Source organism: Brevundimonas sp. C43 (assembly GCF_030732185.1).
Taxonomy (GTDB): domain Bacteria; phylum Pseudomonadota; class Alphaproteobacteria; order Caulobacterales; family Caulobacteraceae; genus Brevundimonas; species Brevundimonas diminuta_C.
Genome location: NZ_CP132231.1, coordinates 60,932 through 75,410 on the forward strand (window position 1 = coordinate 60,932; position 14,479 = coordinate 75,410).

The following is a 14,479-nucleotide window of genomic DNA, read 5'->3' on the forward strand; positions in this document are numbered from 1 at the left end:
CGGTGTCACCTCCAGAGGGTGTCGTTCTTGTTCCTTACTACGTTGAAGCTCCCGAACGCCGGCCGTGCCTTATAGGAGGTCACATGAGTGAGGGCGTCGCCCAGCGCTTCAGCCAGGTCCGCCCTGGTGATCGTCGAACGATCGCCGACGATCACCTCCACCGGCTTCAACTCGTCGGTGAAGGCCTCGAAGTACAAGTTCCCTTCGTGGATACTGTCGGCAAGGCGGCTAAAGCAACGGTATTCGGACTCGTACCTCCACGCGGTGAACTTGGTGAGCAGCAGATCATCGACGTCTGCGCTGATGATTTCGCGGTCGGATGGTGCCGGCAAACGTGCTCGGCGGTACTTCACGGGATGATAAGTGTCGTTCCCGTCCGGCACATCAAAGCCGATAGCCATGCCATGGTGCTTTTCGGCGTAATGGCCCCAAAGCATGGGGTGGGACCATTTGCGGCTAAAACATACGATGCCGAATTCGCGATCCCGTTCATTCTTCCAGTTGCGCATAAACGCGCGGACGCGCTTGTCGCGGAGGTTCCATCCAAGAAATTCGAAGGGATCGTTCAGCTCGTTGATGCGTGCAATCTTCAGACGACGTTGCTTGAGAGCGAGCAACCCATATTTCTGCGAAGTGAAGTGATAGAGGCGCATATTCGTTCAGGTCGCTTCGCTTCCTAGAGTTGCGTGGTCGCGGCATGAGTCGCGCAGAAGCCTATTCTACACTTTTATCTAAAGTCTCGGGTCTTCACCTTGATCGAGTCGATATGCAGATCGCGGACGTACATGTCGCGCGTGCGCAGTCCCTTCGGCGCAAGGCCGCGCGGGTCGGGCGTCGGGGAGGCATGATGGAATTCGTCGCCCCGACCGTGTGGCAACGGAAAGGCCGTGTCGCGCTCGCCGACGCTCGCCAGCTCAGCGGAGAGATCGGTCAGCCGTTGGACTACGAGGTGAACGACTTCGCCTTCGCGCTGAACGCGCCCGCGCACGGCGATCATGCCGGCCGACAGGATGGTGCGTCGGTTCTGCTCGAAGACCTTGGGCCAAACGACGAGATTGGCGATTCCGCTCTCGTCTTCGAGCGTGATGAACATGACGCCCTTGGCGCTGCCAGGCCGCTGTCTCACCAACACGATGCCGGCCGCCTCCAGCGACCGGCCATCTTTCGCGTCCATCGCCTCTTGGCAGGTGACCATGCGACGACGGCGCAGCTCCCGACGCAGGAACGAGACGGGATGGTCCCGCAGCGACAGGCTGACATGCCGATAGTCCTCAACGACTTCACCACCCGCCGTCATCGGGCGGAGGATGACCGCCGGTTCGGCGACCTCCGGCACGATCTCCGTCTCTCGGGCCGACGCGGCGGCAAAGAGCGGGAGCGGCTCATCGCGCAGAGCCTTGATCGCCCATAGCGCCTCGCGGCGTGCCAGGCCGAAGGGCGGTCGAAATCCGTCCGCTTCGGCGATCTGCGTGAGCGCCGCGACGGGGATGCCGGCACGGCGCCATAGATCGTCTACCGAGCCGAAGGGCTGATCCGCCCTGGCCGTGACGATCGCCGCGGCGTGGGCATTGGCGAGGCCTTTAACCATGCGCAGACCCAGGCGAACGGCGAACCGCTCTTCGCTGCCGGCGGGCTCGAGCGTGCAGTCCCATCGGGATGCGTTGGCGCAGACCGGACGGATTTCGACGCCATGATCACGCGCGTCACGCACGATCTGCGCCGGCGCGTAGAAGCCCATGGGCTGACTGTTCAGCAGCGCGGCGCAGAACACTTCAGGATGCCAGCATTTGAGCCAGGCTGAGGCGTAGGCGATCAGCGCAAAGGAGGCTGCGTGGCTTTCCGGAAACCCGTAACTGCCGAAGCCCTCCAATTGTTTGAAGGTCTGCTCGGCGAACGCCTGCTCGTAGCCGTTGGCCACCATGCCGCCGATCAGCTTGTCCCGGAAATGCGAGACGCCGCCCGTGAACTTGAAGGTGGCCATCGACTTGCGGAGCATGTCGGCCTCGCCGGGCGTGAAGCCGGCGCATTCGATCGCGACCCGCATCGCCTGCTCCTGAAACAGCGGCACGCCGAGAGTCTTGCCGAGCACCTTCTCCAGCTCGGGCTTCGGGTAGTGGACGGGCTCAAGGCCCTCCCGGCGACGAAGATAGGGATGCACCATGTCGCCCTGGATCGGACCTGGTCGGACGATCGCGACCTGCACGACGAGATCGTAATAAGTGCGTGGCTTGAGCCGCGGCAGCATCGACATTTGGGCCCGGCTCTCGATCTGGAAAGTGCCGAGCGTGTCCGCCTTTCGTATCATCGCGTAGGTGCGCGGGTCCTCGGCCGGGATGGAGGCGAGGTCGAGATTGACACCCTTGTGCTCGGACAGAAGATCCAGCCCCTTCTTCATGCAGGTCAGCATCCCGAGCGCCAGGACGTCGACCTTCATGAACTTGAGCGCGTCGATATCGTCTTTGTCCCACTCGATGACCTGCCGGTCCTTCATCGCAGCGGGCTCAATCGGGACCAGATCGTCGAGCCTGTCATGGGTTAGGACGAAGCCGCCTGGATGCTGGCTGAGATGGCGTGGCGCGCCCATGAGCTGTCGCGCGAGATCGAGGGTCAGGCGAAGGCGGCGGTCGGCGAGATTGAGGTTCAGCTCCTCAACATGCTTTGGCTCGACGCCTTCCTCGGACCAGGCCCAGACCTGCGACGACAAGGTGCCGATCAGATCTTCGGGCAGGCCGAGCGCCTTGCCGACATCACGCAGCGCGCCCTTAGCGCGGTAGCGAATGACGGTGGAGCAGAGCGCGGCGTGGTCACGGCCGTAGGTGTCGAACACCCATTGCATGACGATCTCGCGCCGCTCGTGCTCGAAATCGACATCGATGTCGGGCGGCTCGCGCCGCTCCTCGCTGACGAAGCGTTCGAAGAGAAGATCGTTGCGGCCGGGATCGATCGAAGTGATGCCGAGGACATAGCAGACTGCGGAGTTGGCGGCCGAGCCGCGACCCTGGCAGAGGATGTCTTTCGATCGGGCGAAGCGAACGATCGAATTCACTGTCAGGAAGTAGGGCGCGTAATCCAGCTTTTCGATCAGCCGCAGCTCATGCTGGAGCGCGGCGGTCACGCTGTCGGGTACGCCCTCGGGATAGCGCTCCGACGCGCCTTCCCAGGTCAGCCTCGCCAGCGTTTCTTGCGGCGAGAGCGCCGGATCGTCACGCTCCTCCGGATATTGATAGGCAAGCTCGTCGAGACTGAAGCGGCAGCGATCAGCGATCTGGAGAGAGCGAGCAAGCGCTTCCGGATAGCGGCTGAACAGCCGGTGCATCTCCTCCGGCGGCTTGATGTAGCGGTCGGCGTGACGTTCGCGCCGATCGCCGAGGGTGTCGATCGTGACGTTGTGGCGGATGCAGGTCACGACGTCTTGCAGGATGCGGCGACCCGGCTCGTGAAAGAGGATGTCGTTCGTCACCACCGCGGGCACGCGCATTTGCGCGGCGAGGTTCGACAGCTCGTGAAGGCGAAGCTGGTCATTGGGGCGACGGTGTAGCGTGAGGGCGACGTAGGCGCGGTCACCGAACGCGTCGCGAAGCCGGCGCAATCTGAAGCCGCACTCGTCATCGGCCAAGTCGGGCACAAGGACGGCGACCAGGCCATCGCCATAAGCTACGAGGTCCGGCCATTCGAGAATGCACTTGGCCTTGCCGCCGCGACCCTTGCCGAGCGAGAGCAGACGGCAGAGGCGCGAATAGGCGGGGCGGTCGGTCGGATAGACCAGCACCGACGTGCCGTCGGCGAGGTCGAGGCGGCATCCGACGATCAGGCGCACGCCGGTCGTCTTCGCGGCCTCATGAGCGCGCACGATGCCGGCGAGGGAGTTGCGGTCAACGACGGCCACCGCCTCGATCCCGGCAAGCGCCGCCTGGGCGAACAGCTCCTCGCAGGACGACGCACCGCGCAGGAAGCTGAAATGCGAGGTGACCTGAATCTCGACGTAGCGGGGCTCACTCATCCGAAGACCCCATGGATGAACCATCGGTGCGAGCCCGTGGCCGTGTCCTCGCCATCGCCAGCGCGGTAGAGCCAGTAACGCTCGCCGGCGTCGTCCTCGACCCGGAAATAGTCGCGCACGGCGACCAGCTCGGCGTCACGCTTCCACCATTCGCCGAAGACGCGCTCCGGGCCGTCGCCGCGACGCAGGCGCCGGCGCACGCCGCGCCAGGTGAAGGAGACCGGCGGATGGTCGGGCAACAGCGCCACCGTCTCGACCAACTCGGGATGAGGCAGGAGGCGCGAGGGCCTCGGCCAATGGCCGGGCCAGCCCGCCCCCGTGTCGGCCGCCATTGCCGGGATGCGGCAGACGGATCGCTCGGGAACGTCGCTTGCGACGGGAGCAAGCCGATAAAGGGCGCGCTCGCCCACCCGGTTCATCAACGTGTCGATGAGATCGGAGACGTCCGGTGTGCTTTCCTCGATGAGGGAATTGACGATCTGTCTGCGCTCAAGCGGCTCGGCGACGCTCGCGGCGAGCGTCATCACCTCGATGCCAAAGCCGGGTTCGATGGTCTCGATCCTGTCGCAGAGCAGACGCGTCAGGCGCTTAACGTCGCGGACCGGCGTTGCCATGCCGACCCTGACGGCTTGGGCGCGGCTGTCGACGCGGTGGCAGATGAGGTCAAGTCTGCGAGCGCCCAAGCCGCCGGCCTCGAGACGCTCGCAGAGCTGGCCGACGAGCTTGGCGATATACCGGGCTATGGTCTCGGCCGCGGCGATCGGCTCGGCGAAGGCGCGGCGCACTTCGATGAGATCGACCGGCCGGACCGGCTCGATCGGCTCGGCCGCCTGGCCGAGGGCTTGATCGATGCGGCGGCCGATTTGGGGGCCGAAGCGCAAGGTGAGCGGCGCCCGAGGCTGCGCGAGAAGGTCGCCGACCGTATCGAAACCGAGTGTCCGCAGGGCGGCGACGGTGGACGCGGCGATGCGCAGCGCTGCGAGCGGCAAAGGCTCCATTATGGATGCGCCATGTCGGTCCGGTGCGATCTGCGGGGCATAGCGGGCCAGAGCGTGCGCAGCGCCCCAGGTGTCGGCGATCGCGCCCCGAGCCGCGATCCCGGACATGGCAAGCCGGCCGATGAGGCCGTCCAGCATCGCACTTTCGCCGCCATGGAGATGATCGGCGCCCGTCGAGTCGATGATGATCCCGTCCGGCGGATCGGGAGCGACGACGGGAGCGTATCGGAGGAGCCAGGCCGCGAGCCGGTCGAGCGCCTCGGCGTCGCCTACCGGGTCGGCGTCCTGCACGATGAGTCCGGGCGCCAGGACCTGGGCCTTGGTGACGGGCATGCCAACGCGCAGGCCAGCAGCGCGGGCAGCGGCGTCAGCCGCCAGCACCACCCGCCTGTTCCCGTCGCGGCCAATCAGGACGAGCGGCGCCTCAGCCGGAGGCGCCGCGTCGCCAGCCTTCCGCCGTAGCCGGTCGGTGGACCAGCTCGGCAGGAAGAGCGAGACGACCCGTGTCATCGCACGCCTCCACTTCGAAATCTGCACTTTCGCCCGCGCGAGCGCGGATCAGTTCGACCAGCCAGCGGGCTCGACCCACGCCCGGAACGGGAAGCGATGTCGAAGGCAAAGCGGAGACGCGCCAGCGCGTCATCGCCGCTGTAGGCTGGCCGAAGTCTGTAGCCTCTGTCTGTCGCCGCCAGCGTCGCAGCGCGATCCCGATCGATCCGGTGCCTTCGGCCGCCAGTTGCAGGCGCCGCGAGGCGGTCATGGAAAGTCGGGCCACTTCACCAAGGACGGCGCCCAGGCCACCGTGGCGCAGGCCTTCCTCCATGCAGGCGAGCACGGTCTTGTCGTCGCCGGCTTCGAGATAGATCACGCGATCGGATGCAAGGCCTGCTTGGGCGATCGCTGGCGCGAAGAGGTCGGGGCGCGTGATGCACCAAAGGATCTTGCCCTTCGTGCGGGCGGCGATCCCGGCGCTGAAGAGGGCGGCAGCGGCTCCATCGATCGCGCCGTTGCCGCCGCCGGCGATCTCATGCAGGGCGCCGAGCGCGAGTCCTCCGCCGGGTAGGCGCGAGTCGACCTCGGCAATCCCGAAGGGGAGAACCGATTTGGCGCGCCGGCTGCGACCTTCGATCTTTTCGATCTGCGCGCGCAAAGACTCTATGGCGGGCTCGGGCCGCAAGCTCGTTCTTGACCTCCAAGGGCGGGTTCTTCGTCATGTTCGCTATTTGTTCTATCTTTCAGGAACGAGAGTCAAGCCCGGATCGGCGTGAGCGAGGGTGCGCGACACGGTTTTACTGTCTCGTGGCTATCTGAGCGCCGCTGGGCGGTCGAGGCGCATGCAGCGAAATCGCTTAAGCATAGGAGGTGACGGGAGCCTTGGCCTCCTTCTGGCGCTGCTGGATGCTACCTAGCCACGTCTCCAGTTTCACGACTTCGGCTATCAGATCGGCATGAGAAACAGTCTCAGGGTTCAGGGTTTCCGCGGACGTATGCATCTCTTCCGACAACCGGCCTCGCGCTGCTGTTACGGTCTTAACGTCGTCATCGCTGATGATCGCGAGCTTGAATAGACTGTTGCCCTTTATGGCGTTATCGAATCGAGCAAGGACCGGAAATACAAAGTCTGCGATGCCTTGATCCCAAGATTCTCGAAGTTGCTCGATGATGCCTTTGCAGAAGATAGTCCGCCGAGCATCCGGCCATGTATCAAATTGGTGCTTTGCTTCTTTCAGCTCCGAGCGCAGGGATTGCGCCAATTGTTGCGCTGATTTCGCCTTCATCGGCAGCTCTGACTCCACAAAGCCGGGTCGGCTCTGTTTGCGACAAACTGTCTGATACTGGATGGAGCGCGTTTTTGCGTCCGCTTCGCGACGCAACTCGAAAAGAAACGTCAGATCGTGTGTAAACACGATGACCTGCCGGTGCTCAGCCTCCTCTACAAGTCGCGCTGCTACCGCCCTGCGATGAATGTGATCGAGCGATGACATAGGGTCGTCGAACACAATACTGGAGTATTGTTTGGATGTGACAAGCTCGGCCAGGAATGCAGCGAGTGCGACGCAACGATGTTCGCCCTCGCTGAAAATCTCGCCCACAGGCTCATCAGGTTTCTCAACGAGACAAACTTGAAAATATGACACAGCATTCGAATCTTTGACTTTCCGAAGCTCGACCGGCATTCTAGCCAACTTGAGCTTATCAATCTCACGCGCGAATCGACCGCGTAAGGCGTTCGTAACAAGCTTGTCAGACAATTCCTTATTCTTAGTCGTAACGGATCGTTTTGCCGTATCCTTTGCGGCCTTGGTTATGATTTCGGCCTCTTTGCGCCTCTCAATCTCGGCTTTAATGTCCGCGAGTAGAGGGCCGAGTGCCTCTCGATCTTTCAGTTCTCGATATTCCTTCACCAAGGCAAGGTGCTCTGGGCTGTTTTGATCGGCTGACAGTTGAAGCGCACGACTCGCAAGGCGGACAGATAGCGCGGCGAGTGCAGTGGCTGGGAAGGCAGTGAGTTGCTCGGGAGCGGTCTTGCTACGGACGAAAGATCGAAGCCGCCAAGCCGCCCGCGTACTGCATTCTCTCACAACACCGGCAAGAGAGACGTCCCCGATCTCGGTCTCAATGAGGCTAACGAACTGGCGGCGGGCCGCAGCGCTCATATGCTTAGCGGCGGCTTGTTTTATCGCATCGCTATAGGCCTCTTCCGCGGCGTCTTCGTCGGCTTTTGTCGAGCCCTTAACGAACGTCTCGAACGTCACGAGGCGCTCAATCGCATCTTTTTCCATGGGCTGTTGGCAAAGCACGCACAACTCATCATGGCCCGTTGGATGCGGGAATGTCCTGCTCGGATATGCGATGCCATCGGAGTATTTCCGGGCGGCCTCCCAAAGAGCGCGCCATGTCGCCTTCCCCACGTCAGGAAGCGGCGAAGCGGCGAACAACGCGTCGGATGCCAATTTCGCGCTCTCGGCTTTGGTTTCCCAGTCGGATTTCAAGGAGGAGCGCATCGCAAACGCCGCAGGAGATGCCGTGTCGACCAGATTCTTGAGCTTGCCGATGCCATCATCAAGGCGTGCTTTCTGCGCGGTGATTTTCGCAGCGGCTCGTTTCGGTTCTTGTGCGAGATCGCTTTCCAGCGCGGCGAGGTGGGAGGTTTCCGCCTCTGACAATTGCGCCAGCAGGTCGAGCTGAGCGATGCTTGATTTTGTGGAGAGGCTGCGCACGAAAGCGCCGGCAGCGGTATCGGCACCAAGTTGGGGCTCTTTAATTGCCAGCGGCGTTTTCGCATTGATGGCGGCAAGCCGATCATCGAGCTTTGCCTTGACCTGATCACAGGCCGTAGCCAACGCTTCCAAGACACGCATTGGCTGGGGAATGTAGGCCACGGCGTTCGTCTTCTCGACGTGCACGTTGGCGCTTCTGGAGTCGAAAATGCTTATCGACGGAAGGTCAGCGTGGCTCGGCGCTTCCGGGCTCCATGCGAATTGATCCTCCGTGGCACCACGTAGGAACACAATGTTGGCGGTCTGCGGGGTAGCTGCCGCATCTTCCACGTCACGCAAGATCTTGTTGTTGCGGTCGCGTGTCCGGCAGGCGTGCTTCAGGATACGGACATAGCCAGATTTGCCTGACCCATTGTCGCCGTACACGATCGACAGTCCCGCCTGCGCGAATTCGAGTTTTTGATCGAAGGCCAGGGCATTGACGCCGGTTGGATTCTCGATACGCAACACGCTGACCGGTGCACCTAAGATACTTTGTGACGAGACATCTGCGTCTGACAACGGCGTGTGAGGCAGCGCTGGATCAAGGCAAATTTCGAGAAGTTCGTCGATCTCCTCGCTGCCAAGGATGCCGCTCTGAACAAGTCGGCGCAAAGCATCTCGTTGCCAAGCCGGACGCGTAGCAGACCAAGCAAGCACCTCGGCAAAAGCGAGGTTTTCGGTCAGCGTTTCTTCGTTGGTAGATTGAGCCTCAGCCATCAGCCTTTGCCACCTTTCTTGTCGGAGTCCCAGGCCGGGAGAATGAACGGCTGGCCATGGTCGATAGGAACGCGAATTGACGTTTCCCCCCACTCGGCGGGCGCTGCAAGCGCGATGATGAAGCGCGACGAGAGGTCGGCATATTCGCCTTCCGGCATGGGCGTATGTCGTTCGGGCAAGCGGCGGAAAAGATGAGTATGATAGACCCAAACGTCATTGCCCCTGAGCAAGACCAAGAGCTGCTTGATCCGGCGGCGAACGGCGATTTCTTCGCTTGGGGCCACCTTCTCTAGGATGCTCCGGACGGACCACGTTAGGCCGTCCAAAATGCCGATCAGCTCTTCCGCGTACTCAGCCGCCTCATCCGTCAGCGAGATCATAATTTCGCAAGCGAAGTCGTTCGAGCTGTTTGCCTGCTTGAACAGCAGACCTTCATCCATCGTCACATTTGCGAGGTCGTAGTCGTACCGGGAAACCAAACGCTCTTCGCGCATCTCAGCAATGACAGCAGAGAAAACCTCGCCGGCGCCCGCGGTCTTTGATTGAGTGGCATCACAAGGAAACGAGATTTGCTCCCGGCGGACGTTCAAAACCTTCGCAAGTCGGTCAAGAACGTCTACTGGTACAGGCGCATTTTTGTTTTCGATCTCGCGAAGCGTCCGTTCGCTGACCCGAACCTCATAGGCCAATTCTTTCTGTGTCGAGACACGCTCGGCGTTGGTGCGGAGCCTCTTTATTTGGCTTCCATCGGGGGTAACTTTCTTCACTGTCGCCTCGGTTTGTAATTGTCGATTTAGGCACAGTATAACAGTCGACCTGCGAGTAGTCGGCAACAAACCGGCAGCTAACCGGCAAGCGCGCGGCAAGCCTGCGAGCGCGGCGGCTTTCACTCGCAGATCGATGCCCCAAAATCCCGGCGGGGCGGTTGAAACAGCACATCGACAGCAGCCGTTCCGAATGGAGGGCCTTGCCTCATCGGCGATCCATGGCCAGATCCTCCTGATACTGATGCCAGCCGTACATATCTTGTATGGGCTCGGCCATGACCTCATCGAGGTCGTCGATTTCCTGATGGAGCCGAGCATAGCAATCCAGGACAGCGAGATCGTCCATGCCGAGCCGCAGCTTGGCTGCTTGCCGACGCCAACTGGCAAACGGCAACTTCTTATGACGGGGCTTCCATTCAGGAAGAAGCCTTTGGTTCGCCTCGATCAGAACGCTGCTTCCGCGGGCGATGGAAAGCCGATCCGGATCGAACGGTTCAAAGGGAGTCTGGGTCGCTTTTAACTGGCGCTCACGCTCACGATGACGGCGCACTACCTCCGCGATCGTGTCGGCCTCGAGTTGAACACGACGTAGGGTCTGAGTGGGGTCATCCTTACCGCTGCGACCCTTAGCGATTATTCCGAAATCGGTTTCCGATTTCCCTGCGAGGCCGATTAAGTGCTCCGCCAATGCATTGCCGAGCAGAAGAGGGTCGGGATCGACGCGCGCGGCGACGCGCATGCAGAACGCCGATACGTCGACCTTGCAAGCATACCGCCGCGTCTCCGCAAGCTCGGGAAAATGTTCGATGATCTCACCCCGGGAGAGTGACTCCTCCCAACGCAGGAAACGCACCGGCCTCAGCAATTGCGGCGCGTAGCTCAGTACGAGTTTGAGGTATAGGCGGGCGAGGGGGCCGATGACAGGGTCGTCGCGCAGACCAACATGGTAGAGCTGATTGCGATAGCCGTGAAGGATCTGAACAGATCTGACGTCAACGTCCGCGAAATAGCCTGCCCGCTTTAACAGGGACGTCTTCGCATCAAAATTTTGCCCACGTCCAGCGAGCTTATCTTTCAGGGTCAATTTTGGGCTTGCTAATCTGCTATCTTCTTCGATCAGTTCTAAGCATCTTTGATGGCACATCAGCTCGAAAGCATTGTCGATTAAGATCAGCGCCATCCGGCTGCTGAGCGGACGTGCCGCCGATAGTTCCGCGGCCGCTCTGTCGAGTTGCTCAGCAAGAGGTAGGATGAAGCGCATCAGACCTCCGGCGAGAGGTACTTGCGAGACAGCATCGCTTTCAAAGTGCGCCGAGCCCCCACGTTTTGATTATTCGAAGCGTCACGCGACCCGCCTAGCCAGGCGCTCATGCTCTGCGATGAGGAAAGTCAGATAGCTTCGTATGAGGTTGCAGTAGAGGCGTGCCTCATCGATCTGGAGCGCAAGGCCCTCCCTGAGATCGACCCCGTGACGGACGCCACCACCCGTCGGCGAGGAAAGATAGCCATGCAACGTCATCATCCATTGCAGGATTTGCTCTTGATGCCCGCGGCCGCGCTGGCGTAGTTCGCCGATGATTTCGTTGAAGTACCGACCCTGGATGCTGCCGTCTAAGATCTCAGGACCACGAAACGCCGTCGAGATCGTCTCCAGCAGCCAAAGGACCTCTTGGACGGCCTGACGGCCGTTGCCTTCGCTCAACGAGTGCTGGGAGGCATCAAGAGATTCGTTGATGATCGCTTGCGCCTGCACATCGAGAGATGGGGGAGCGTCGGGTACGTTGATCGGAATGTGGACCCGCGTTGCGACCAGCATGGGAGGGTCGAGCTGATAGCCAGCGTCTGCGTCCGCGAGGATGCGGTTTATCCGCCCGGCATCCGGCACGACCATGGTAGGATTGCGGGCGCGAAGTTCCTGGCATGCATCCCAGAATGCCTCGATGAATATGGGGGCGTTCGTCTCCGCACGCGCCATATCTCGGTCGAGATCTTCGGATGCGAACCGTTCGTTGGTGCTCGGCCAATACTCTGTGTTGGCTGCGGCGCAGAAGCGAGCCTTGAAATGCTCCAAAATAGCCTTCCGCTGGCCTTGCCCGCAAACGCGGTTGATGAGATCGCGAAAGCCCTCTTGGACGGCGGCTTCTATCGGGCCGGGACTGTCAAAACGCCATCTGCCATCGAACTGGAGCATCGGGTGTCACCGCGCTGCCGCCGACTTTCGGCGTGCTACGGTGCGCATAGGTCTGTCGTGGGAGACGGTTCCATCGCTGAGACGCTGGAGCCGGATGGCCGGCCGCCCCGGCAGATTCACCGTCAGCTCAAGTTTTCCGCCGATCGCCTCAACGTAGCTGCGCAGTGTCGATAGGTACATGTCAGCCTGCTTTTCGATCTTCGAGACCGACGGTTGCTTTATCTTCAGCGCCGCAGCGATGTCCTCCTGCGCCTTCCCGGCGATCTGACGCATCTCGCGCAGGCCCTCAACCTCCTGCTTCAGTTCCTCATAACGGGCTTCGATCTGCTCCTGCTGATCGCGGGGCAGAGAAGCAATGACGTCGTTAAGGCTCCGGCCCATCGATCAATCCTTCTTTGCGGATTTCAGGCTTTCCAGATGTGCGGAAAACCGACTGTCCGCCTTTGCGATAAGCTGCTTGTAGAAGCGCTTCTGGCTGCCGCCGGATTTGTCGCCTGCAACGAGAAGGATGGCCTTCCGTTCGGGATCGAAGGCGAAGGCAGCACGCCATTCGCCGTCGGCGGCAGAGAAACGCATCTCCTTCATATTGGCGTGCTTCGAGCCGTTGAGCGTGTCGGCGTATGGCCGACCGAGCTGCGGACCGAATTCGCCGAGCAGTTTCGCAACTGCCAGCAATTGGGTCTGAACCTCGCGCTCAAAAGCCAGGAACTCCGCCTCGAAGGCGTCATGCAATCTAACATCCCAGGTCATATAGCTTCCAAGCTATGTTGAGTCAATGGCGAGCGGGGCATTAGTTGCCACCCTCGGCCACGCCAGCCTGGCGAAGCAGATCGCCAAGGCTCTTTCCACCGATCCAACATCGCGCAATGACGCGGTCAAAGGAGCGGACGCGGCCGCCGCGCCCACGTTCGGCCGTGCAGGTGATCTCGCGCCGAAGGGCGACGCGTTCGAGCGCCGCTTTCGCCGCGGGACCGCCTGGCGTGTGCAGCTCCGGGGCATCGAAGTCGGCAAGGCGCACCTCGATCCACTCGTTGGGGTCCGATGTACGCCCGACGCAAAGACCGTCGCCGTCGCCGACATAACGGACCAAGCCGGAGAACTCGACTCCAACCTGCGAGGGGACAGGCGCCTCGCATGGATCTGCATGGGCCGGGACCGCAAAGCAGGCCGTGACGAATGCGCCGGTGACAGCGATGAAGCGACCGCTCACGCGGCCTTCTTCAAGGCGCTGCCGCCCTTCTTCTTCGCTAGCAGCGCCCGGACGAACTTATCCCACTTGGCCATGCCGGCGCGCTTTTCGACCATGTAGTTCCAGCGATCGTAGTGCTTCGAACTGACGTCCTGAAGGGCGTGGTTCTGAAGCCGATCGCGGATTTCCTTCGGCACACCAGCTTTTCCGGCGAGCGTCTTGAAAGTGCGCCGGAGATCGCGGTTCGTGACGTAGGGGATCACGCCGCGATCGCGCTGACGCCACATGAACGAGTATAGAGTGCCATGGCTGACCGGCTTTGACTGGTCCGTGGCGGAGGGGAAGAACCATCCATATTCGTTGGGCTTGATGGACTCGATCAGTTCGGCCGCGAGCGACGGGACCGGGACAGCGTGCGGCTGGAGGTTTTTGGTCTTCGACCAGTCGATGATCCGCTCTTTGGCGTCCCACTGGTCGACATGGAAGCGAGCGATCTCCTCAACGCGCTGTCCGGTCAGCATGAGAAGCTGCACGGCGCGGAGGTAGGAGGGAGTGACTGGCACATCGGGGCATTCGAGCCAACGATAGAGCTGCAGGAACTCGTCCTCATCCAGCCAGCGCGTGCCCTGGACCTTGGGCTCCGTCGGGATGCCGGTGGCCGGATTAAAAGGGATGCGGAAGCGGCGAGCCGATTGCTGTCGATAGTCGTTGTCGGATTTCATACCCCAGCCAAAGGCCGCGTGGAGATACGACCGCACATGATCGGCCATCGACTTCGCGCCACGATCATAGATCGGACGGATTAGCTCGATGATCTCCTCGGCCTCGATCTCGCGGGCGAGGCGGTTTCGTCCGAGCGTATCGGCAATCTTGTTCAGGCCTTTTTCCGTCTCCTTCCACGATGGCTTGCCGGCGGCCTTGAGCGACGCGACATAGCCCTCGAATAGGTCCGCGACCGTGCCAGGACGCGTATCCGTTGCGATCTTGATGCTTCGGCCCTTCTGGATCACATCCGCGAAGTCGCGCTTGAAGACCGCGCGCGCGTCAACGAGGGACATCGAGGGATACGCACCGATCTTCTTCTTGGTGCGCTTGCCATCACGCCACTGCTGGGCCATCCAATCGGCGGTCACGCGCTTGGGCATTGGCTTGAGGACAAGGACGAGACGGCCGGTGCCGCGTCCATCGCCGTCGGCGAGATTTTCTTGCTTCTGGCTCACCTCGACGCGCTTGAGCGCATGCCGGATGGCGGTGTCGGTCAGGCTGGGCATCGCGATTCTCCTGTTCCGCAACTGGGATCGGTTCAGGAGAAACAGGGGTCGCTTGCTGGGAGCGTAGAGCCGTTTTCTACCCC

At 61.5% G+C, this 14,479-nt stretch carries 12 protein-coding genes; all 12 read right to left on the reverse strand.

Annotated elements, in window-relative coordinates; genetic code table 11:
* Positions 1–5 precede the first annotated feature (5 nt).
* A complete protein-coding gene (locus Q9R14_RS00360; protein WP_037519572.1) occupies positions 6–653 on the reverse strand; it encodes a DUF2971 domain-containing protein in 648 nt (215 codons plus the stop codon).
* Between the two features lie 74 nt (positions 654–727).
* Positions 728–4,000 carry an error-prone DNA polymerase gene (locus Q9R14_RS00365; RefSeq protein ID WP_037519573.1) on the reverse strand — a complete coding sequence of 1,091 codons (3,273 nt, stop codon included), beginning with the start codon at positions 3,998–4,000 and terminating at the stop codon, positions 728–730.
* Positions 3,997–5,508, reverse strand: coding sequence for a DNA polymerase Y family protein (locus Q9R14_RS00370; RefSeq protein WP_037519577.1), 1,512 nt, complete (start codon positions 5,506–5,508; stop codon positions 3,997–3,999). Before Q9R14_RS00370 ends, Q9R14_RS00365 begins: the two co-directional genes overlap by 4 nt.
* A complete protein-coding gene (locus Q9R14_RS00375) occupies positions 5,423–6,148 on the reverse strand; it encodes an ImuA family protein (RefSeq protein WP_214442674.1) in 726 nt (241 codons plus the stop codon). The genes Q9R14_RS00370 and Q9R14_RS00375 overlap by 86 nt, the downstream gene beginning before the upstream one ends.
* Before the next feature lie 199 nt (positions 6,149–6,347).
* Positions 6,348–8,978: an AAA family ATPase gene (locus Q9R14_RS00380; protein WP_051886739.1), complete on the reverse strand. Its 2,631-nt coding sequence runs from the start codon at positions 8,976–8,978 to the stop codon at positions 6,348–6,350.
* Positions 8,978–9,745, reverse strand: coding sequence for a helix-turn-helix transcriptional regulator (locus Q9R14_RS00385; RefSeq protein WP_037519582.1), 768 nt, complete (start codon positions 9,743–9,745; stop codon positions 8,978–8,980). Before Q9R14_RS00385 ends, Q9R14_RS00380 begins: the two co-directional genes overlap by 1 nt.
* 205 nt (positions 9,746–9,950) lie before the next feature.
* A complete protein-coding gene (locus Q9R14_RS00390; RefSeq protein WP_037519585.1) occupies positions 9,951–11,006 on the reverse strand; it encodes a hypothetical protein in 1,056 nt (351 codons plus the stop codon).
* Positions 11,007–11,087: 81 nt separating this feature from the next.
* Positions 11,088–11,936, reverse strand: coding sequence for a hypothetical protein (locus Q9R14_RS00395; RefSeq protein ID WP_037519587.1), 849 nt, complete (start codon positions 11,934–11,936; stop codon positions 11,088–11,090).
* Between the two features lie 6 nt (positions 11,937–11,942).
* Entirely contained in the window at positions 11,943–12,317 is a 375-nt protein-coding gene (locus Q9R14_RS00400; RefSeq protein ID WP_080727226.1) for an XRE family transcriptional regulator, read from the reverse strand.
* Between the two features lie 3 nt (positions 12,318–12,320).
* Positions 12,321–12,686: a type II toxin-antitoxin system RelE/ParE family toxin gene (locus Q9R14_RS00405; RefSeq protein ID WP_037519589.1), complete on the reverse strand. Its 366-nt coding sequence runs from the start codon at positions 12,684–12,686 to the stop codon at positions 12,321–12,323.
* Positions 12,687–12,726: 40 nt separating this feature from the next.
* A complete protein-coding gene (locus Q9R14_RS00410) occupies positions 12,727–13,026 on the reverse strand; it encodes a nuclease (RefSeq protein ID WP_306003070.1) in 300 nt (99 codons plus the stop codon).
* Between the two features lie 116 nt (positions 13,027–13,142).
* Positions 13,143–14,396, reverse strand: a complete 1,254-nt coding sequence (locus Q9R14_RS00415; protein ID WP_037519595.1) for a site-specific integrase — start codon at positions 14,394–14,396, stop codon at positions 13,143–13,145.
* Positions 14,397–14,479 lie beyond the last annotated feature (83 nt).

Coding starts and splice junctions, on each gene's coding strand:
- Q9R14_RS00360 (WP_037519572.1), bottom strand. CDS start 653: ATGCGCCTCTATCACTTCACTTCGCAGAAATATGGGTTGCTCGCTCTC.
- Q9R14_RS00365 (WP_037519573.1), bottom strand. CDS start 4,000: ATGAGTGAGCCCCGCTACGTCGAGATTCAGGTCACCTCGCATTTCAGC.
- Q9R14_RS00370 (WP_037519577.1), bottom strand. CDS start 5,508: ATGACACGGGTCGTCTCGCTCTTCCTGCCGAGCTGGTCCACCGACCGG.
- Q9R14_RS00380 (WP_051886739.1), bottom strand. CDS start 8,978: ATGGCTGAGGCTCAATCTACCAACGAAGAAACGCTGACCGAAAACCTC.
- Q9R14_RS00390 (WP_037519585.1), bottom strand. CDS start 11,006: ATGCGCTTCATCCTACCTCTTGCTGAGCAACTCGACAGAGCGGCCGCG.
- Q9R14_RS00395 (WP_037519587.1), bottom strand. CDS start 11,936: ATGCTCCAGTTCGATGGCAGATGGCGTTTTGACAGTCCCGGCCCGATA.
- Q9R14_RS00400 (WP_080727226.1), bottom strand. CDS start 12,317: ATGGGCCGGAGCCTTAACGACGTCATTGCTTCTCTGCCCCGCGATCAG.
- Q9R14_RS00405 (WP_037519589.1), bottom strand. CDS start 12,686: ATGACCTGGGATGTTAGATTGCATGACGCCTTCGAGGCGGAGTTCCTG.
- Q9R14_RS00415 (WP_037519595.1), bottom strand. CDS start 14,396: ATGCCCAGCCTGACCGACACCGCCATCCGGCATGCGCTCAAGCGCGTC.